Genomic DNA, 19,609 nt, shown 5'->3' with positions numbered 1-19,609 from the left:
CAGCCCATCGCGACACAAGGCCGCTCCCACAGGTACAGCGCTGGACCTGCAGGCAGCGCAACCCTGTGGGAGCGGCCTTGTGTCGCGAAAGGGGCGCAAAGCGCCCCCGACAATCCCGCCAGCATCGCAGCCAGGACAGGCAATCCATTTCGGTTTATCGTGTGCCCATCATCCACTTGCACCCGCACCATGACCGACATCGAGCGCTACCTCCGCGCCGCCACCCGTGACAACACCCGGCGCAGCTACCAGGCCGCCATCGAGCATTTCGAAACCCACTGGGGCGGTTTTCTCCCGGCCACGGCCGAGAGCATCACCCGCTACCTGGCCGACCACGCCGACCAACATGCCGTCAGCACCCTGCGCCAGCGCCTGGCGGCGCTCAGCCAATGGCACGTCGCCCAAGGTTTCCCCGACCCGACCAAGGCGCCGCTGGTGCGCCAGGTGCTGCGCGGCATCCGCACCTTGCACCCGACACCGCCCAGGCAGGCGGCGCCGCTGTTGCTGCAGCACCTGCAAAGCGCAGTGCAATGCTTCGAAGAAGAAGCCCGCCAGGCCCGGGAACAGCATGACCTGGCCTCCCTGCGCCGGGCGCGTCGCGACGCTGCGCTGCTATTGCTGGGCTTCTGGCGCGGTTTTCGGGGTGATGAACTGGCTCGCCTGCGCGTGGAGCACATCCAGGCCGAGGCCGGCGTCGGCATCACCCTGTTCCTGCCACGCAGCAAGGGCGACCGCGAAGCCCTGGGCGTACAGCATCGCACCCCGGCCCTCAAGGCCTTGTGCCCGGTCACGGCCTACCTGCAATGGCTGGAAGTCGCCGGCATCGCCCATGGGCCGGTGTTCCGCAAGCTCGACCGCTGGGGCAACCTCGGCGACACCGCGCTCAACAGCAACAGCCTGGTCGGCCTGCTGCGGCGCATGCTGGAGCGCGCCGGGGTACCGGCGGCGCTGTATACCGGGCACTCGCTGCGCCGAGGTTTTGCCACCTGGGCCACGGCCAACGGTTGGGAGCTGAAGGCGCTGATGAGCTATGTGGGCTGGAAAGACGCGAAGTCGGCGTTGCGCTACATCGACGCGGCGCAGCGCTTTGGCGAACTGGCCGTGCTACCGGCCAGCCAGGCGCAAAAGCTTATTCCTTGAAGGTGTGACGGGCGATGCCGCCAATTTCCGGGTTGATGGCATAGAGGTCGCCAGCGTCGGGGTAATGCTGCAAGTCTTCGGCACTCATGCCCAAGCGCGCGGTGCTGATGAACAAGGTATTCATCCCCTCCCCACCGAAGCAGCAACTGGTGGGGCACGGCACTGGCATCAGTACCTGGTCGGTGAGGTGGCCATGGCGGTCATAGCGTAACAGGCAACTGCCATGGTACTGGCACACCCACAGGCCGCCGTCACGGTCCAGCGCAAGGCCGTCCGGCCGCCCCAGTTCGGCAGGGGTTTCGGCAAACAGAGTGACCGCGCCAAGCCGGCCTTCGGCCAGGTAACTGGCGCGGTAGATCGAGCGCGCCGCCGAGTCCACGAAGTACACCGTGTGGCCGTCCTGCGACCAGGCCAGGCCGGTGGGCAACGCCATGTCGTCGTGGATCACCTGATCATTCAACTGCCCGTCAAAGCGGAACAGTGCCCCGGTGTTGCCGGTCAGGGCATCGTCCATCAGCCCGGTCACGAATCGGCCCTGCGGGTCGCAGGCGCCGTCGTTGAAACGGTAGGTCGACCGCGGGTGAACCGACACCGAATGCCGGCGCACCTTGCGCAGCGACACGTCGAAGATGGCCACGCTGGCGTCTTCGGTGAAAATCAGGTTGCCCTGGTCGGTCAGCGCCAGCGCACCAATGCGTGCCGCGGATTCGTACAGGCACTCGGCCTGGCCATCAGGCGTCAGGCGGTTGATTCGCCCGCCGGAGATATCGACAAAGTACAACGCGCCGCTGCCTTCATCCCAGACCAGGCTTTCGCCCAGGTCGGCGCGGGTGCTGGCGACGTTGACTGGCACGTAGCGGCATGCCTTGAGGCGGTTGCGCAACTCGCCCACCTCCGCCAGCGTCATGGAACAGGCCAGTCCCAGGCCCTGTGCGGCATCGGTAAAGACCGCAACGTTATCGTGGAAAGGCTCTGTGACGGGCATTTGCTGGCTACCTTCGATTCTCCTTTCTACGATAACAACAAAAAAATCAATGACCAAGCGCGGGGTGCGGCAGACTGCAGTGGTCGATCAAGTTCGCGTTGCGCAGCGCCACAGCCGCCCGATATCACAAGCCCGCGCCCGCAGCAGCTCAGCAGCATTGGCACAAGCCTGCTCCAGGCTCATCGGCCCGCTGGCCAAGGCAAAGGCAGCGTCGACGCCATGGGCATACAGCTGCTGGTAGCCTTCACCCAAGGTGCCGGCCAGCACCACCACCGGCACCCCATGGCGCTTGGCAACCCGAGCCACCCCCATCGGCGTCTTGCCACGCAAGGTCTGGGCGTCGAAGCGCCCTTCGCCGGTCACTACCAGGTCTGCACCTTGCACCATGGCATCCAGGCCGGCCAGTTCGGCCACCACTTCCACCCCAGGGCGGAATTGCGCGCCCATGAAGGCCCGGGCTGCGAACCCCATGCCACCAGCAGCGCCACAGCCTGGGTAGTCCCGCACATCCTCACCCAGCAGTTGCGCACAATGGTCGGCAAAATGCCCCAGGGCCTGGTCCAGCGCCTGCACCTGCTGTGGGTTGGCGCCCTTCTGCGGGCCGAAGATCGCCGATGCGCCGTTGGCGCCACACAGCGGGTTGTCGACGTCTGCCGCGACTTCGAACTGCACCTCGGCCAGGCGCGGGTCAAGGTCGCTGGCATCGATGCGGGCCAGCTTGGCCAAGGCCAGGCCGCCCTCTTCCAGCGCTTGCCCGTCGGCGTCCAGCAGGCGCAGGCCCAGCGCCCGCAACATGCCGCTACCCGCGTCGTTGGTGGCACTGCCACCGATAGCCAGCACTACCCTTTGCGCGCCCGCGGCCAGGGCGGCGGCAATCAGCTCGCCGGTACCCCAGGTGCTGCTGCGGCAGGCATCGCGGCGGCCAGTGGGCACCAGTTGCAGGCCACTGGCCTGGGCCATTTCGATGATCGCCGTGCGGCTTTGCGGCAGCCAGCCCCAGCCCGCCTCCACGCTTTGCCCCAACGGCCCGCGCACTGTCTGACGACGCAGCTCGCCGTGGCTGGCGGCAAGAATCGCATCCATGGTGCCTTCGCCACCGTCGGCCATCGGGCACTCGACCAGCTCGGCCTCCGGCCAGGCCTCGGCCAGGCCCGCCGCGATGGCACGGGCGACACCGGCGGCGTCGAGGCTGTCCTTGAACGAGTCGGGGGCAATGACGATCTTCATGGGGTTTCTCCTGTCCTGATGAGCGGCATGCTGACAGGTGGCCGCAAAGGTGGCCTCGGTCAAATGCACAAAACGCCGGGCGGGTTGTTTGGGCAGATGCCTTTCACCTGCACTGGCCCTATCGCCGGCAAGCCAGCGCCCACAGGTTCAACACAGGCCTGAGAGCAGCATGCATCCTGTGGGAGCTGGCTTGCCGGCGATAGGGCCGGGGCAGGCGGCCCTTCAGTCGGCAGGCAGCAGCTGCAACCCCAGGTACAGGCTAAGCATCCCTTCCATGCGCAGCGGGTCGACCTCGCCCAGCTCGGCAATCCGCTCCAGGCGGTAGCGCAAGCTGTTGCGGTGGATGCCCAGGGCATCGGCACAGGCCTGGCTCTGGCCGTCATGGGCACACCAGGCGCGCAGGGTGGTGAGCAATTGCCCGCTGTTGTCCTTGCTGCGAATACGTTGCAACGGCTCCAGCAATTCATCCAGCGCATCATCGTTGCGATGCCGCCACAACAATGCCGGCAACCGGTAGCGCTGCAGGCTGAGCAAGCGCTCGCCGGGCAGTACCTCGCGCCCATAGGCCAACAGGTCGCGCACCCGGCGATAACCCCGGCGCAGTTGCTCCAGGCTTTGCGCGACACTGCCCAGGGCCAGCCGCTCCACGTCCCAGCCATGGCGCTGTAGGCGTTCCAGCAGGCGAGGTTCGTCCAGCGCCACACCTGCCGGGCGACACCACAACAACGACTGGCGGGCCGGGCTTACGCACCAACTGTCCGGGTAGCGGCTCATCAACCATGCCGCCAGGGTTTCGGCGGCTGGCCCCGAGGCCAGCTCGAACAGGCACGGTACCCGCGGCAGCTGGGGCTTGAGGCCCAGTTGCCGGGCCTCGTCGAGCAACCGGGGGGAATCGCCGCTGCCGCCCAGCAGCAGGGCCAGCAAATCGTCACAGCGCTGCCGTCGCCATTGCTGGTCGGCCTGCAAATGGCGCTGGGCCAGCAGCATTTCGGCGGTCATGCGCACCAGCTCGCCATAAGTGCGCACTTGCTGCGGATCACCGGTAAGGCCGAGTACGCCCATCAATCGGCCATCCAGCATCAGCGGCAGGTTCACCCCGGGCTGCACGCCCTTCAGGCACTTGGCAGCGTCCGTATCCAGTTCGACGATGCGGCCGTTGGCCAGCACCAGTTGCGCACCCTCGTGGCGGGTGTTGATACGCTCAGGTTCGCCACTGCCGAGGATCAACCCCTGGCTGTCCATGACATTGACGTTGCATGGCAGAATGGCCATCGCGCGGTCAACGATATCCTGCGCCAGGTCATGGTCGAGTTCGAACATTGAGCGGTCCTTTGGGTGTCAGGGATTTGGGCTCGGGCACAGCAGCCCGGTGCAAGTGCTGTGCAAAAGCACAAAGACAGGCACGCCGCAGTCCCCGAGACTCGTCAGGGCGAGCGCCGGAACAGGCGACGCGGCGACAACCATAACAACAGAGAACCCGATCATGGCATACAGCCCCGCCCCTGACCAAGGCACGGACACCACCCGCAACGCGCTGTACCGGCGCATCACCCTGCGGCTGATTCCGTTCATTTTCATCTGCTACCTGTTCAACTACCTGGACCGCGTCAACGTCGGCTTTGCCAAGCTGCAGATGCTCGACGCCCTGAAGTTCAGCGAAACGGTGTACGGCCTTGGCGCCGGCATCTTCTTCATCGGCTATGTGCTCTGCGGCCTGCCGAGCAACCTGGCGCTCAACCGCTTCGGCCCGCGGCGCTGGATCGCGCTGATGATGATCGCCTGGGGCAGCCTCTCCACCTGCCTGCTGTTCGTCACCACGCCCACCGAGTTCTACGCCCTGCGCCTGCTGACCGGCGCCGCCGAAGCCGGCTTCTTCCCAGGCGTGGTGCTGTACCTTTCGCGCTGGTTCCCGGCGGCACGCCGCGGTCGCATCATGGCCCTGTTCATGTCGGCGATCCCGGTTTCGGGCCTGCTCGGCGGGCCGTTCTCCGGCTGGATCCTCCAACACTTCGCCGCCGGCCAGCACGGCCTGGCCGGCTGGCAATGGATGTTCCTGATCCAGGGCCTGCCGACCGTTGCCCTGGGTGTACTGGCGGTGTTCCTGCTCAGTGACGGCTACCAGAAAGCCGCCTGGCTGAGCCCGGCCGAACGCCAGCTGATCGCCGCCGACCTCGAGGCCGATGCCGCCAGCAAGCCGAGCACCACCGGCGACGGCGTGCTCGCCGTGCTGACCAACCCGCTGATCTGGACCTTCGGCTTTGTCTACTTCTGCATCCAGAGCGGTGTGTACGCGATCAACTTCTGGCTGCCGTCGATCATCAAGAACATGGGCTTCGACAACCCGCTGCTGATCGGCTGGCTCAGCGCCATCCCGTACCTGCTGGCCGGCGTGTTCATGATCCTGTGCGGGCGTTCGGCCGACCTGCGCAACGAGCGCCGCTGGCATCTTGTGGTGCCGATGCTGATGGGCGCCATCGGCCTGCTGATTGCGGTGAACTTCGCCGGCACCCCGGCCATCGCCATCCTCGGCCTGTCGATCGCCACCATGGGCGCGCTCACCGGCCTGCCGATGTTCTGGCCGATGCCCACCGCGCTGCTCAGCGCCGGCGCGGCTGTCGCCGGCCTGGCGATCATCAACTCGGTGGGCCAGATGGCCGGTTTCCTCAGCCCGTACCTGGTCGGTTTCATCAAGGACCAGACCGGCTCGACCGATGCCGCGCTGTATTCGCTGGCGGCGTTGATCGTGCTGGGTAGCCTGGTGGCCTTGCGGGTTACCCGGGCTGGTGCGCTGAGTACTGCAAGGGCCAGTTGAGGCATTCGCGGGTAAACCCGCTCCCACAGGATCACCACCAACTTGAAGATTGTGGGATCCATGTGGGAGCGGGTTCACCCGCGAAGAGGCCCGCCCAGACCACACACAATCCCCACCCTCCACCGATCGTCAGCTCAACGCATCCCCTCCCCAGCCCAGGCGTCAAATGGTTCCAAAGGTCCCTTTGGAGAACCCCCATGACCCAGCACGCCGTGGCCCGCCTGGCCCAACTCGACGAACACCGCCCCCTGCGCGTCCAGGCCGGCAACGAGGAGATCATCCTCATCCGCCAGGGCGACCAGGTGCACGCCTACCAGGGCAACTGCCCCCACGAAGGCGCGCCACTCAATGAAGGCGTGGTGTGCGGCGGCCTGCTGGTGTGCCCCTGGCACAAGGCCGCGTTCGCCGTGGACGAGGGCGCGGTCTGCGAGCCGCCGGCCCTGGCCGACCTGCGCCGCTACAAAACCTGGGTCAAGGGCGACGAGGTCTGGGTCGACGACCAACCCCTGCCCAGAACCGAGCCGCCCCGCCACAGCGACGCCCGCTGTTTCGTGGTGGTCGGCGCCGGTGCCGCGGGCAGCGCCGCAGTCGCCACCCTGCTGGCCCATGGCTTTGCCGGCCGCCTGGTCTGGGTCGATCAGGAGCGCCAGCCAGCCTACGATCGTACTTCCCTCAGCAAATTCGTGATCGCCGGGCAGATGCCGCCCGATGAGGTGCCGGCCCTGCTCGACGCAGACGCCCTGCGCAAGGGCCAGCTGGAGCGCAAGCATGGCAAGGTGCGCACCCTGAACACGCAGAAGCGCCAGATCACCCTGGCCGACGGCCAGCAGATCGACTATGACGCCTGCCTGCTGGCCACCGGCGGGAAGGCGCTGCGGCCCGACATCCCGGGCGTCGACCTGCCCGGGGTATTTACCCTGCGCTCACGGGAGGATGCCGCGCACCTGCTGGACGCTGCCGAGCCCGGCCAGCCGGCAGTGATAGTCGGCGACGGTTTCATCGGCCTTGAGGCCGCCTCGGCCTTGCGCAAGTACGGTGTGCAGGTGCACCTGGTCACCCGCCATGAGGTCCCCCTGGCCCGGCAACTGGGCGAGCGCATCGGCCGTAGCATCCGCGAGTTGCACGAACGCAAGGGGGTCACCTTCCACGGCCCCACCGAGGTCGAGCGGATCGAGGGCCAGGGCAAGGTCGAGGCCGTGCTGCTGGCCAACGGTGAACGGCTACAGACGCCATTGGTGCTGCTGGGCACCGGGGTCAGACCGGCGACCGCTTTCATCCAGGGGGTGCTGCTGACCGAAGACAAGTCGGTGCAAGTCGACGCTGAAATGCGCGCTGCAGATGGCCTGTGGGCCGCAGGGGATATCGCCACCTTCCCGCTCAGCGGGCGCCCGGTGCGTATCGAACACTGGCGCCTGGCCCAGCAACATGGGGTGATCGCCGCCGCCAACATGCTCGGCGAGCAGCGCCGCTATGCCGATGTGCCGTTCTTCTGGACCTACCAGCACGGCCGCACCTACGAAGTACTGGGCCACGCGCGGGACTGGAACCGCATCGAGTTCGTCGGCGAGCCGGAAAAAGGCGACTTCATCGCCTTGCAATGCGTGGATGAGCGGGTCGAGGCGGTCATCGCCAAGGGCTATTCCGATGCCATGGCGACGTTGTCGCAACGCCTGAAGCGCCCGTTGACCTTGCAGGAGGCCTTGGCGCTGATCGGTTGAGGCTGCCTTTCATTGCGCCCCGGTTGTGTGTAAAACGGGTAGATCAGCCGACTGCACAAGGACCCAAGCGCATGATCTACCGCCCCCTCGGCCACAGTGGCCTGCAGGTTTCCGCCCTTACCCTGGGCAGCATGATGTTCGGCGAGCAGACCAGCACCGAGGACGCCCTGCGCATCATCGACAAGGCCTGGGACCAGGGCATCAACTTCATCGACACCGCAGACGTGTACAACGCCGGGCGCGCGGAGGAAATCGTCGGCGAAGCGGTGGCCCGCCATCGCCAGGACTGGATCGTGGCCAGCAAGGTGGGCTTCGGCCCGGCCGATGGCCTGCCCAACCGCAGCGGGCTGTCGCGCAAGCACATCTTCAATGCCCTGGAGGCCACGCTGACGCGCATGGACATGGACTACCTGGACATCTACTACCTGCACCGCGAAGACCACAAGGTGCCGCTGGAAGAAACCGTGCAGGCCATCGGCGACCTGCTGCGCCAAGGCAAGATCCGCTACTGGGGCGTGTCCAACTTCCGCGGCTGGCGCATCGCCGAGGCCTGCCACATTGCCGAGCGCCTGGGCGTGCCCAGGCCAGTGGTGAGCCAGCCGCTGTACAACATCGTCAACCGCCAGGCCGAGCCGGAGCAACTCACCGCAGCCGGCGCCCATGGCCTGGGCGTGGTGCCGTTCAGCCCGCTCGCGCGGGGCGTGCTCAGCGGCAAGTATGCGCCGGGGGCGGTGCCGGATGCCGGTAGCCGTGCCGGGCGCCAGGACAAGCGCATCATGGAGGTGGAATGGCGCCAGGAGTCGCTGGCCATTGCCCGGCAGATCCAGGCCTATGTGGAGGCCAAGGGCGTGGGTATCGTCGAGTTCGCGATTGCCTGGGTGCTGAACAACCGGCTGGTCAGTTCGGCGATTGTCGGGCCGCGGACGGAAGAACAGTGGGATACCTATGGCGGCGCGCTGGCGGTGAAGATTACGGCGGAGGATGAAGCGTTCATTGATTCGCTGGTCACGCCGGGGCATGCGTCGACGCCGGGGTTCAATGATGTGGCGCACTATGTGAGTGGACGGTTGGCCCGTAGCTGATCGTACTCCTGTTCTGGCCTCTTCGCGGGTAAACCCGCTCCCACAGGATCACCTATGCCTTCAGGGCCTGTGCAACCCCTGTGGGAGCGGGTTTACCCGCGAAGAGGCCGGAACAGGCGACATCCAAGCTGCTGGAACAAATCATTGGGGAGCCCAATGCCGGGCTCCCGGTCCCCCCTTTCCCCAATCACCTCGGTATCGTGCGCACCATTGGTTTTCCACCTCTGGAGCAGCAATGAAACTCTTGCAACCCCTGAAAGTCGGCCCGCTCACCCTGCCCAACCGCGTGTTCATGGCCCCCCTCACCCGCCTGCGCAGCCTCGAGCCGGGTGACGTACCTACCTCGCTGATGGCCGAGTACTACCGCCAACGCGCCAGCGCCGGGCTGATCATCACCGAAGCCACGCAGATTTCCTTCCAGGCCAAAGGCTATTCCGGCTCGCCAGGCATCCACAGCGCCGAGCAGATCGCCGCCTGGAAACGTGTCAACGAAGGCATCCACGCCGATGGCGGCCATAGCGCCGTGCAGGTGTGGCACACCGGGCGGGTATCGCACACTTCCCTGCAACCCGGCGGCGAAGCACCGGTGGCACCTTCGGCGCTGCCGGCCGCTGCCCGCACTACCCTGCGTGACGAGCACGGCAACCTGATGCGTGTGGAAACCTCTGCGCCGCGGGCGCTGAGCGAGGCGGAAATCGCCGGCATCGTTGCCGACTTCGGCCAGGCGGCGGCCAACGCCCGTGAAGCCGGGTTCGACTTCATCGAGCTGCACGCCGCCCACGGCTACCTGCTGCACCAGTTCCTCACCCCGAGCGCCAACCAACGCGAAGACCGCTACGGCGGCAGCGTCGAGAACCGGGCGCGTATCGTGCTTGAAGCAGTGGACGCGGCGATTGCGAGCTGGAGCGCCGAGCGCGTGGGCATCCGTGTGTTCCCGCTGGGTGGTTTCAATGGCGTGGACAATGGCGAGGACCAGGAAGCCGCAGGCCTGTACCTGATCCGCGAACTGGCCAAGCGCAACCTTGCCTACCTGCACCTGTCCGAACCGGACTGGGCTGGCGGCAAGCCGCTGCGTGACGAGTTCCGCCAGGCGATTCGTGCGGCCTACCCGGGGGTGATCATTGCTGCCGGTGCCTACACCGCCGAGAAAGGTGAAGACCTGATCGGGCGTGGCTTGATCGATGCCGTAGCGTTCGGGCGCAGCTTCATTGCCAACCCGGACCTGGTAGAGCGGCTGCGGGTGCAGGCGCCGTTGAATGCGCACCGGGCGCAGTTCGACTATGCCAATGGGGCTGAGGGGTATACGGATTATCCGTTCCTCAAGCAGGCTTGATGCTGAAAGAGGGAGCTCATGGGCTCCCTTTTTTGTTGCCTGTGCCGGCCTCTTCGCGGGTGAACCCGCTCCCACAGGGATCCCACAAAGTTCAAGTCTGTGGTGATCCTGTGGGAGCGGGGTCACCCGCGAAGAGGCCGGTAGCTTTAACCCAGCTGCGCCAGGGCCTGCGCGGCATAGGCATGCGAACGCTGCCGCGCCAGCGGGTCGTGGATGCGGCAGTCGATCATCAGTTCATCCGCCCCGGTCTGCTCGATCAGCGTGCGCAACCCTTCCCTTACCCGCTCCGGCCCGCCGGCCACGGTGCAGGCCATCACCTGCTCGAGTACCGCGCGTTCATGGTCCGGCAGGCTTTCGACATAACCCTCCTGCGGCTTGGGCAGCAGGCCGAAGCGCCCGACATGCAGGTCCAGCATCCACTTGCGATGGGAGCTGGCCAGGTAATCTGCCTCGGCGTCGCTGTCGGCGGCGAACAGGTTCATGCCCACCATCACATACGGCTTGGCCAGTTGTGCCGAAGGCTGGAAGTTGGCCCGGTAGTGGGCAATGGCCTGCAGCAGGTAGCGCGGGGCAAAGTGCGAGGCGAAGGCATAGGGCAAGCCCAGTTTCGCTGCCAGGTCGGCGCCGAACAGGCTGGAGCCGAGGATCCACACCGGGATGTCATGCTTGCCCGGCACGCCGCGCACGCGGCGCTGGCCGTTGTCGGCCAGGTAGTCGCGCAGCTCGGCGATGTCCTGGCTGAAGTCGCGCTCTGGCGCAGCACCACGCAAGGCGCGCACGGTCGGCCCGGAGCTGCCCGGCGCACGGCCGAGGCCCAGGTCGATGCGGCCCGGGTGCAGGGTGTCGAGCGTGCCGAACTGCTCGGCTATCACCAGCGGCGCGTGATTGGGCAGCATGATGCCACCGGCGCCGACGCGGATATGCCGGGTGGCGTTGGCGATTTCGTTGATGACCAGTGACGTGGCGGCCGAGCCGATGCCCGGCATGTCGTGGTGTTCGGCGATCCAGTAGCGGCTGTAGTGCTGTTGCTCGACATGGCGCGCCAGTTGGCGGGACTCTTCGATCGCGTCGGCGAAGGTCTTGCCTTCGCCGATCATGACCAGGTCCAGTACGGACAGTGCAGTCATGGGGTCTCCACAGGGATTATCAGTGACTGCCAGTTTCCCTGCTGCGCAGCCAGTGATAAACCCGGCTTCAGGCCCGGCATAGGGGCCTGCCATTCCCCAATCAGTATTCCCAGGGCACGCCCGGTTCCCAGCTGGCTACCAGCAGGTCGATGAAGCCGCGTACCCGTGGCGACAGGTGGCGCTTGCTTGGGTAGACGATGCGAATCGGGTCTGCTGGCGGCCGATAGGCTTGCAGCACCTCCACCAGGGTGCCGGCACGCAGGTCGTCGCCGGTAATGTAGGTGGGCAGGTGAATCAGCCCGAAACCCGCCCGCGCGCCTTCGAGCATCGCCTCGGAGCTGTCGATGTTCAGCCGCCCGGGGTCTTCGCACAGGTGCAGCCCCGCTTCGGTATGGAAGCGCCACGGCATGGCCTTTTCACCGGCCAGGAAGGCGATCTTGTCGTGGCCGTAGAGGTCGCCGGGCACCTGCGGTACGCCGCGTGCGTCCAGGTATGCGGGCGAGGCGCAGGTGACGAACTGCTGCCAGGCCACCGTGCGCGTCAACAGTTGCGAGTCTTCCTTCGGTGCGCCGATACGCACCGCAACGTCGATACCCTCCTCGACCAGGTCGACGAAACGGTCGGTGAAGCGGATATCCGCGCGCAGCTCGGGCCACTGCTTCAGGTAGCGGTCGAGAATCGGCAGCACATGGCGCTGGCCGAACGACAGGGGTGCTGTCAGGCGCAGGGTGCCGGTGGGCTTGCCCCGGCGCTGGGCCATGGTGCTTTCCACCTCGTCCAGGTCATCCAGAATCTGCCGCCAGCGCTCGTAGGCCACCAGGCCCTCGTCGGTCAGGCTCAGCTTGCGCGTGGTACGGTTGAGCAGGCGCACGGCCATGCGCGCCTCCAGGCGAGCGATGCTCTTGCCCACCGCCGAGCGCGTCAGGCCCAAGGTGGCGGCGGCGGCGGTAAAACTGCCGGCCTTCGCGGCGCTGACGAAGGCGGCGATGTCGCCGAAGCGGTTGGGTTCCATGGGGGGTTCCTGAGTCTGGTGCGGCCGGTTTAGATGGGTATGGATTTGTGAAATGCAAGCAGGACCGTCGAGAGCGATCAAGCGAAAACCTTGATCACCAATAAATGCACGGGATAGAACAGGTAGCCCCAACGCCCCACTGCTGGCACCCGCCAATCATCATGACGCAGCAACAGCAACCCGACCGGAATGGCCAAGGCTGCAGCAATCAGCGTCAGCACGGTAATGGGCGCCAACAGATGTTCCCGCAACCAACTGTTGGTCAGGTTCCCACCCATGGCCAACAGGCAAGGCAACACCCAGGCCGCCCCTCCCTTGCGGCGGGCCATCAACCAGGCGCCCGGCAGCATCACCCCCGACAACCCGTACATCAGCTGTTCGCTGAACAACCACCCTGCAAGCAGACCGGCAACGCCAAGCACGCGCGCCGACCTCGACGGATGATGCACGCCCCAGGCAACCAGCAACCCCAACACCAGGGTCGGCATCACGCTGAACGTTGGCGAACCACTGTCCAGCCAACGGTATACAGGCTCCGACAGCACCGCGAACACCAGCATCAACCCCAGATAACGCAGGCTGCCGCGGGTATACAGCGCCCCGCCTCTGGCACGCCCCACATTCACTGCAATGGCCAGGCAGAACAGCGGAAACGCCAACCGGCCAAGTACGAACAGGCCATCGGCAGCAGGCCACAGGAAACGCAGGTGGTCGGCGACCATGGTCAGCATCGCCGTCCACTTGACCAGGTCCAGCCCGGCTGAGCGCATGCCTCAGCGCCCGGGCTCGACTGTGGCAGGCCCCAGGTAACGGTCGGTCCAGGCAGCCAGCGGCAAAGGTGGCTGCTGCTCGACGATCCGTCGCCAGATCAGCATCAGGTCGTCGCCGTTGAACGCCGCCCCGGGGCCAGCGCCCTTCCACATCGACGGCACATCGGCAATCCAGTGCCCCTGGCTGTCACGATGGGCCATGTTGAAGCGGAACGTGTAGTTCCCCGGGATGCCCATGCGCAGGTCGCTGACCACCAGCGCATCGCCGACCTGGTCGTAGCGCAGCCAGTCATCGGTGAACCAGCGCAAACGCTGGTGCAACGGGTGCCCGGCCAGCGCTTGCGCCAGCTGCAGATTACGCGGCAAACGCTGCATTTCTGGTGCTTGCTGGTCGAACCCGCTGCTGATGCCTTCGTAGTAATCACCATCCGGGGTCTTGGCCAGCACCCGCCAGACCAGGCTGTTGAAGGCTATCGGCACGGCACGTACCTGGCTGACGGCGATACCCTGGCGATCGAGGGCAGCCTGGAAACGTTGCTCGGCCGCCATGCGTCCGGCCAGGCCGAAACCCAGGTAGGCCGCGCTGAATACCAGGGCCAAGGTGAGTAGCTGCGTAGCCTTGCTGGTCAGCCCCTTGATGATTGCGTAGATCACCGCGGCCAGCAGCGGCACGGTGTAGACCGGGTCGATGATGAACACCGCGGCCCAGCTTTCCGGGGTGGCCTGCAAGGGCCAGAACAACTGCGTGCCGTAGACCGTGAAGGCGTCGAGCAAGGGATGGGTGACCAGTACCAGCCAGAACGCCAGGAACAGCCTGGGCAAGGTATAGCCTTTGCCTGGCCAGCACTTGTTGACCAGCCAGGCCAGCAGCAAGGCCAGCCCGGTGAGCACGAACAGGGAATGAGAAAAGCCGCGGTGGTAGGTCATCTGCGACACCGGGTCGGCGTAGCGGATGATCACGTCCAGGTCGGGAAGCGTGCCCAGCGCCGCACCATACAGCAGTGAGCGGCGGCCCTGGATGCGGCCGAGTACGGTACCTTGCAGGGCCGCGCCGAGTACGGCCTGGGTGATGGAGTCCAAGGGTGGCATTCCTGAAAGGGAGGTTTCCGGAAGCTAACTTCATCCGGGCCCAATGCGCAATTCCTCTTGAAGGTGCATCTGTAACGGGCTGCCTGCACTGGCCTCATCGCCGGCAAGCCAGCTCCCACCCCGACCGCGTTGACCTCAAGGTATGCGCTATCCCTGTGGGAGCTGGCTTGCCGGCGATGAGGTCAGTGCAGGCAACATAAGACAGCTGCTCCCACCGGGTTTGCACATGCCTCTATGGATGATTCAGAACAACTGCCAGGTGTACACCAGCGTCAAGCGGTTCTCGTCGATGTCGCTGCGGTAGTTGGACCGGGCCATGGCATTGCGCACCCGAATCCCCAGCCCCTTCAGCACCCCGCCCTGCACGGCGTAACCGATGTCCAGGTCGCGCTCGCGGTCGCGTCCTTCATAACCCAGCCCAGTGTCGACATTGTTGCCGGTGATGTAGCGCACGGTCGCCGTCAGCCCCGGCACGCCCATGGCCGCGAAGTTGTAGTCGTAGCGCACCTGGTACGAGCGTTCGTCGGTGTAGGCGAACTCATAGGTCGGCACTTCGTTACCCAGCGGCGAGATGTTGGCGAATACCCGTGGGAACGGGCTGTCGCCATAAATGCCCTGGTAGCCGGCATGGAAGCTGTGCCCGCCATGCCGGGCCGTGAACATCGAGAAAAACGCCTGGTTGTCGATGTTGCCGAGCAACGCATCGCCATCCTCGCGTGCAGTGAAATACCCCAGGTTGGCGCTGAGCACCCAGTTGCCTACGGGCTTGCTGTGCTTGAGGCCGACAAAGCCCTGTTCGTAGATGTCCTCCAGTTGCCCGTACCACAGGCTGACGCTGCTCTGGTTGGCATTGAACGCATAATCCCCGCCCAGGTAGTTGAAGGCATCGCTTTCTGCCTGGCGCATCGGCACATGGCCGAGCATGGCGTTCATCTTGCCGTCGCCGCCTTCGTTGCGCAGGTGGGTGCTTTTCAGGTGCCCGGCCTGCACGGTCAGGCCGTCGATTTCCGCCGAACTCAGGCTTGCGCCCTGGTAGGTGGGAGGCAACAGGCGGATGTCGCTGAAGGTCAGCACCGGCAGGTTGGGTTGCAGTTCGCCGACGCGCAATTCGGTCCTGGACAACCGGGCCTTGAAGGTGGGCGCCAGGCGGCTGTATTCGTCGGCAGCGCGGCCATCGCCGTGCACCGGCAGCAACCCGGTGTTGGTGCGGTCGGGGCTGCTGTCGAGCTTGATGCCCAGCAGGCCCAGGGCGTCCACGCCAAAGCCGACCGTGCCCGGGGTGTAGCCCGACTTGAAGTCGAGGATGAAGCCCTGGGCCCACTCCTCGGCCTTGGATTGCCGGTTGGCCCCGACGATGTCGGAGAAGTCGCGGCTGAAGTAGTAGTTACGGGCACTCAGGGTGGCCTTCGAATCTTCGAAGAAGCCGCCTTCGGCGGCCAGCAACGGTTGGCTGAGCAAAGTCAGGCCCAGGGCGACGCAAGGGGTGTTGTTCATTCCGAAGCTCTCTTGATCTTGTTTTTATGGGTAAAGCGTTGGAAGCACGGCGGTTCATGGGGTACGGCGCAGCACCTCCCGGGCACGTGGCTGGCGCAGCCTGAGCAAACCATGGCTCAGCAGGCCGAACAGCAGGCCCCAGAACGCTGCCGACAGGCCCAGGAAGGCCACCCCCGAAGCGGTGACCAGGAAGGTGAACAGCCCGGCATCGCGCTCGGTCGGTTCTGCCAGGCTGCGGGCCAGGGCGTCGCTGATGGCGCCATACAGGGCCAGCCCGGCCAGGGCGGCGATCAGGGCGGCGGGGAATGCTGCGAACAGCGACATCAGCGTGGCCCCGGCGATCCCCAGCAGCAGGTACAGCGCACTGCCGGCCACCGCCGCGACATAGCGCCGCCGTGGGTTTTCATGGGCTTCATGGCCAGTGCACAGGCTGGCGGTGACCGCCGCCAGGTTCAGCCCGTGGCAACCGAACGGCGCCAGCGCGGCGCCGGCCAGGGCGCTGGCACTGATGATCGGGCTGGCCGGCGTGGGGTAGCCGGCGTTGCGCAGCACTGCCATGCCCGGCATGAACTGCCCGGTCAGGGCCACCAGCACCAGCGGCAGTGCCAGGCTGAATACCGCTGCCAGGCTGAACTGCGGGGTGACCCACTGCGGCGACGCCAGCTCCAGCACCAGCGCCTCGCTGCGAAACGCCCCGCTGGCCACGGTCACCACCGTGCCCACGCACAGCACCGCCGCCACCGCGTAGCGCGGCTGCACCCGGCGCATCAGCACGTAGGTGACGAACATTGCCAGTACCAGCAGCGGTTGCACCGGCAAGGCGCGGAACACCTCGATGCCGAAGCTGAACAGGATGCCGGCCTGCATGCCGGCGGCTATGGAGCCCGGCAGGCGCGCGATGATGCGGTCGAAGGCCCCGCTGATGCCGATCAGCAGCAAAACCAGGTTGGCCACCAGGTAGGCGCCTACGGCCTGTTCCAGACCCAGTTGCGGCAAGGCGGTGACCAGCAGCGCCGAGCCGGGGATCGACCAGGCGATCACCACCGGCACCCGGTAGCGCAGGCTGAGCAGCGCGCCAAGCACGGCGCTGCCCATGGACACTGCCCAGACCCAGGAGGACAGTTGCCGATGGGACAGGCCGGCGGCTTCTGCGGCGTGGAAGATGATCACCAGGGGGCCTGCGTAGGAGATCATCGTGGCGATGCAACCGGCGACGATGGCGGACAGTGAACTGTCCTTGATCAGGGTTTTCATGGCACCTCTCGCATCGGTGATGTATGGCAAGGGCTGCGCCCTTGATCGCCGGCAAGCCAGCTCCCACAGGGATCACACAGGTTTCAGCCCTGTGGTGATCCTGTGGGAGCGGGCAAGCCCGCGAAGAAGCCAACCCGGTGGCTCAGGCCTCTTGCAAAGCCCGCGGCCGCCCACTGCGCTGCTCATCGGCACCGCCGTGGGCTCCCACAGGGATCACACAGGTTTCAGCCCTGTGGTGATCCTGTGGGAGCGGGCGAGCCCGCGAAGAAGCCAGCCCGGTGGCTCAGGCCTCTTGCAAAGCCCGCGGCCGCCCACTGCGCTGCTCATCGGCACCGCCGTGGGCCCGCTGCAACTGGAAGTCGAACTTCAGCTCGGCATGCCGCCCCGCCTTGCCCTCGACGAACACCACCTCGCCCACCAGCCCATCGCGCGTGGCATAGGCAAAGTCATCCCACAGGTACTTGTCCCCGGCCAGGTTGATCTGCGTGGTCAGGTGCCGGTGCCCAGGCGCCGAGATGAAGAAGTGCACATGCGCCGGGCGCTGGCCATGGCGGCCCAGCAGGTCCAGGCACTCCTGGGTCGGCCCCTGCGGGTCGCAGCCGTAGCCTGACGGCACGATGGAGCGCGCGCGGTAGCGCCCTTGGGCATCGGTGACGATGCGCCGGCGCAGGTTGTACTCGGACTGGCTCTGGTCGAAGAACGAATAAGTGCCCCGGGTATTGGCATGCCACAGGTCGACCGTGGCCCCCGGCAGCGGCCGGCCTTGCGGGTCGAGCACCTGGCCCTCCAGGTACATCAGCGTGGCAACGCCCTCCTCGCTGCCGTCGTCCATGCGCACTTCACCTTCGGCGATGGGCGCACCGGCCACGTACAGCGGGCCTTCGATGGTGCGTGGGGTGCCGCCGACCAGGCCTGCCTGCTGGTCCTTGGCATCCTGCAACAAGTCGAGGAAGTGCTCGATGCCCAGCCCCGCCACCAGCAGCCCCGCCTCGCCGCGGCCGCCCAGGCGGTTGAGGTAGTCGACGGCATGCCAGAACTCGTCCTCGCTGATTTTCAGGTCTTCGATCAGCCGCGCGGTGTCTTGCAGCAGGCGCTGCACAATGCGCTTCAGGCGTGGGCTGCCGGCATCGTTGCCAAAGCCTGCGGCCTCTTCGAAGAACTGCTGTACCTCGGCAGTGTGGGAAATTTTCACGGTCATGGTGGGTTACCTCATGTTGTTGTTCTGGAGTTACGCCTGCGCCGCAATGGCCTGGGCATGCCGACGGCCGCTGGCCAGGTGCACGGCCATGGCCAGCGCGGCAATTGCGCCGGGGATGGCGAAGGCGATGAAATTGAGTTGCAGGGGCAGGTTGATGCCCATCAGCGCTCCACCCAGCAGCGGGCCGACGATGGCGCCGTTACGGCCGATGCCCGAGGCCCAGCCCAGCCCGGTGGAACGCACTGATAGCCCGTACAGCTGGGCGGCGCCGGCATACAGCAGGATCTGCGTGCCGATGGTGGTGGCGCCGGCAATGAAGATCAGCAGGTACAGCACCGGCATGGGGCTGTTGACGCCCAGCAGGCTGATCGACAGCGCGGCGGCAATGAAGAACGCCACCTTGACCTTGACCAGGTTGTAGCGGTCGCCCAGCCAGCCGCCGAGGATCGCCCCGGCCATGCCGCCGAAGTTCAGCGCCAGCAGGAACGACAGGCTCGAGCCCAGGCTGTAGCCGGCGTTGGCCATCAGCTTCGGCAGCCAGGAACTGAGCGCGTAGACCATCAGCAGGCAGCAGAAGAACGCCAGCCACAGCGCCAGGGTGCGAATGGCCAGGCCGTTGCGGAACAGTTCCAGCACCGACGCCCCGCCGCCTTTGCGGTCGGCCGCCTGCAGCACATCATCCGCCTGCACGTCGCAATCCGGGTCCAGCCGCTTGAGCAGCTTGCGGGCCTCGTCGGTACGGCCCTGGCGTACCAGGAAGCCGATCGATTCCGGGAGGTGGTAGAGGATCACCGGCAACAGCAGCAGTGGCACCGCTGCGGCGAAGAACATCGATTCCCAACCGAAACGCGGCAGCATGAAGATGCCGACACCCGCCGAGAGCATGCCGCCGAGCGAGTAGCCACTGAACATGATCGCCACCAGCGTGCTGCGCAGGCGCTTGGGCGCGTACTCGTTCATCAGTGCCACGGCGTTGGGCATCAGGCCGCCACAGCCCAGGCCGGCAATGAAGCGGTAGATGCCGAACTCGCTCGGGCTGCTGGCAAAGCCGTTGAGGATGGTCGCCCCGGAGAACAAGGCGAAACAGATGGCGATGCCCTTCTTGCGCCCGATGCGGTCGGCCAGGCTGCCGAAGGCCAGGGCGCCGAACATCATGCCGAACAGCGCATAGCTGCCCAGTGCACCGGCCTGCAACGGGGTCAGGCCCCACTCTTTCATGATGACCGGCAGTACCACGCCGTAGATGAACAGGTCATAGCCGTCGAAGATCAGCAGCAGGCCGCACCAGGCCATGACCATCCAGTGGAACGGGGTAAAGCGCGCGTTATCGATGATCGGGTGTACGTCAAGGGTTCGCATGGCATCTGT

General features: G+C 66.0%; 16 protein-coding genes. 5 read left to right on the top strand and 11 right to left on the bottom strand.

The features are described 5' to 3' along the window. Nucleotides 1-189 precede the first annotated feature (189 nt). Nucleotides 190-1,140, top strand: coding sequence for a site-specific integrase (locus tag ABX298_RS23445; protein WP_085720213.1), 951 nt, complete (start codon nt 190-192; stop codon nt 1,138-1,140). Here the strand turns inward: ABX298_RS23445 and ABX298_RS23440 are convergent. From ABX298_RS23440 to ABX298_RS23430, 3 genes are all read right to left on the bottom strand, one after another. Then, on the bottom strand, nt 1,130-2,047 hold the full coding sequence (locus ABX298_RS23440; RefSeq protein WP_223998139.1) for an SMP-30/gluconolactonase/LRE family protein: 918 nt from the start codon (nt 2,045-2,047) through the stop codon (nt 1,130-1,132). The two genes, ABX298_RS23445 and ABX298_RS23440, sit on opposite strands and share 11 nt — an antisense overlap. 165 nt (nt 2,048-2,212) lie before the next feature. Beyond that, nucleotides 2,213-3,352, bottom strand: a complete 1,140-nt coding sequence (locus tag ABX298_RS23435; protein WP_367393719.1) for a glycerate kinase — start codon at nt 3,350-3,352, stop codon at nt 2,213-2,215. 222 nt (nt 3,353-3,574) lie between these two features. Next, on the bottom strand, nt 3,575-4,672 hold the full coding sequence (locus ABX298_RS23430; RefSeq protein WP_085720220.1) for a sugar diacid recognition domain-containing protein: 1,098 nt from the start codon (nt 4,670-4,672) through the stop codon (nt 3,575-3,577). A gap of 163 nt (nt 4,673-4,835) precedes the next feature. On the opposite strand from ABX298_RS23430, the gene ABX298_RS23425 reads away from it, so the two are divergent. The 4 genes from ABX298_RS23425 to ABX298_RS23410 all read left to right on the top strand — a co-directional run bounded on the left by ABX298_RS23425 (nt 4,836) and on the right by ABX298_RS23410 (nt 10,297). Next, a complete protein-coding gene (locus ABX298_RS23425; RefSeq protein WP_367393718.1) occupies nt 4,836-6,164 on the top strand; it encodes an MFS transporter in 1,329 nt (442 codons plus the stop codon). A gap of 197 nt (nt 6,165-6,361) precedes the next feature. Continuing rightward, entirely contained in the window at nt 6,362-7,882 is a 1,521-nt protein-coding gene (locus ABX298_RS23420; RefSeq protein WP_286919265.1) for an FAD-dependent oxidoreductase, read from the top strand. A 71-nt stretch (nt 7,883-7,953) separates the two neighbouring features. After that, nucleotides 7,954-8,964 (top strand): aldo/keto reductase, encoded by a 1,011-nt coding sequence (locus tag ABX298_RS23415; RefSeq protein ID WP_025339051.1) that lies wholly within the window; start codon nt 7,954-7,956, stop codon nt 8,962-8,964. A gap of 235 nt (nt 8,965-9,199) precedes the next feature. Next, nucleotides 9,200-10,297: an alkene reductase gene (locus ABX298_RS23410; RefSeq protein WP_286101850.1), complete on the top strand. Its 1,098-nt coding sequence runs from the start codon at nt 9,200-9,202 to the stop codon at nt 10,295-10,297. 146 nt (nt 10,298-10,443) lie between these two features. Here the strand turns inward: ABX298_RS23410 and ABX298_RS23405 are convergent, their stop codons facing one another. From ABX298_RS23405 to ABX298_RS23370, 8 genes are all read right to left on the bottom strand, one after another. Further along, nucleotides 10,444-11,424 carry an LLM class flavin-dependent oxidoreductase gene (locus ABX298_RS23405; RefSeq protein ID WP_075045187.1) on the bottom strand — a complete coding sequence of 327 codons (981 nt, stop codon included), beginning with the start codon at nt 11,422-11,424 and terminating at the stop codon, nt 10,444-10,446. Nucleotides 11,425-11,524: 100 nt separating this feature from the next. Further along, nucleotides 11,525-12,436, bottom strand: a complete 912-nt coding sequence (locus ABX298_RS23400) for a LysR family transcriptional regulator (protein ID WP_075045186.1) — start codon at nt 12,434-12,436, stop codon at nt 11,525-11,527. 77 nt (nt 12,437-12,513) lie between these two features. Beyond that, nucleotides 12,514-13,206: a TraX family protein gene (locus ABX298_RS23395; protein ID WP_367393717.1), complete on the bottom strand. Its 693-nt coding sequence runs from the start codon at nt 13,204-13,206 to the stop codon at nt 12,514-12,516. A 3-nt stretch (nt 13,207-13,209) separates the two neighbouring features. Further along, the gene (locus ABX298_RS23390; RefSeq protein WP_367393716.1) at nt 13,210-14,286 is read right to left on the bottom strand and encodes a metal-dependent hydrolase; all 1,077 of its coding nucleotides are present in this window, start codon (nt 14,284-14,286) and stop codon (nt 13,210-13,212) included. Between the two features lie 252 nt (nt 14,287-14,538). Beyond that, nucleotides 14,539-15,789, bottom strand: a complete 1,251-nt coding sequence (locus ABX298_RS23385) for an OprD family porin (protein ID WP_075045183.1) — start codon at nt 15,787-15,789, stop codon at nt 14,539-14,541. 54 nt (nt 15,790-15,843) lie between these two features. After that, nucleotides 15,844-17,043, bottom strand: a complete 1,200-nt coding sequence (locus ABX298_RS23380) for a benzoate/H(+) symporter BenE family transporter (RefSeq protein ID WP_367393715.1) — start codon at nt 17,041-17,043, stop codon at nt 15,844-15,846. 283 nt (nt 17,044-17,326) lie between these two features. After that, nucleotides 17,327-18,241 carry a catechol 1,2-dioxygenase gene (gene catA, locus ABX298_RS23375; protein WP_367393714.1) on the bottom strand — a complete coding sequence of 305 codons (915 nt, stop codon included), beginning with the start codon at nt 18,239-18,241 and terminating at the stop codon, nt 17,327-17,329. A 30-nt stretch (nt 18,242-18,271) separates the two neighbouring features. Beyond that, on the bottom strand, nt 18,272-19,600 hold the full coding sequence (locus ABX298_RS23370; protein WP_075045180.1) for an aromatic acid/H+ symport family MFS transporter: 1,329 nt from the start codon (nt 19,598-19,600) through the stop codon (nt 18,272-18,274). Nucleotides 19,601-19,609 lie beyond the last annotated feature (9 nt).

The organism is Pseudomonas sp. X4 (genome assembly GCF_040784925.1).
Taxonomy (GTDB): Bacteria; Pseudomonadota; Gammaproteobacteria; order Pseudomonadales; family Pseudomonadaceae; genus Aquipseudomonas; species Aquipseudomonas putida_Z.
Note: the sequence above shows the minus strand (reverse complement) of the source record. Positions and strands in the feature narration are given on the sequence as shown.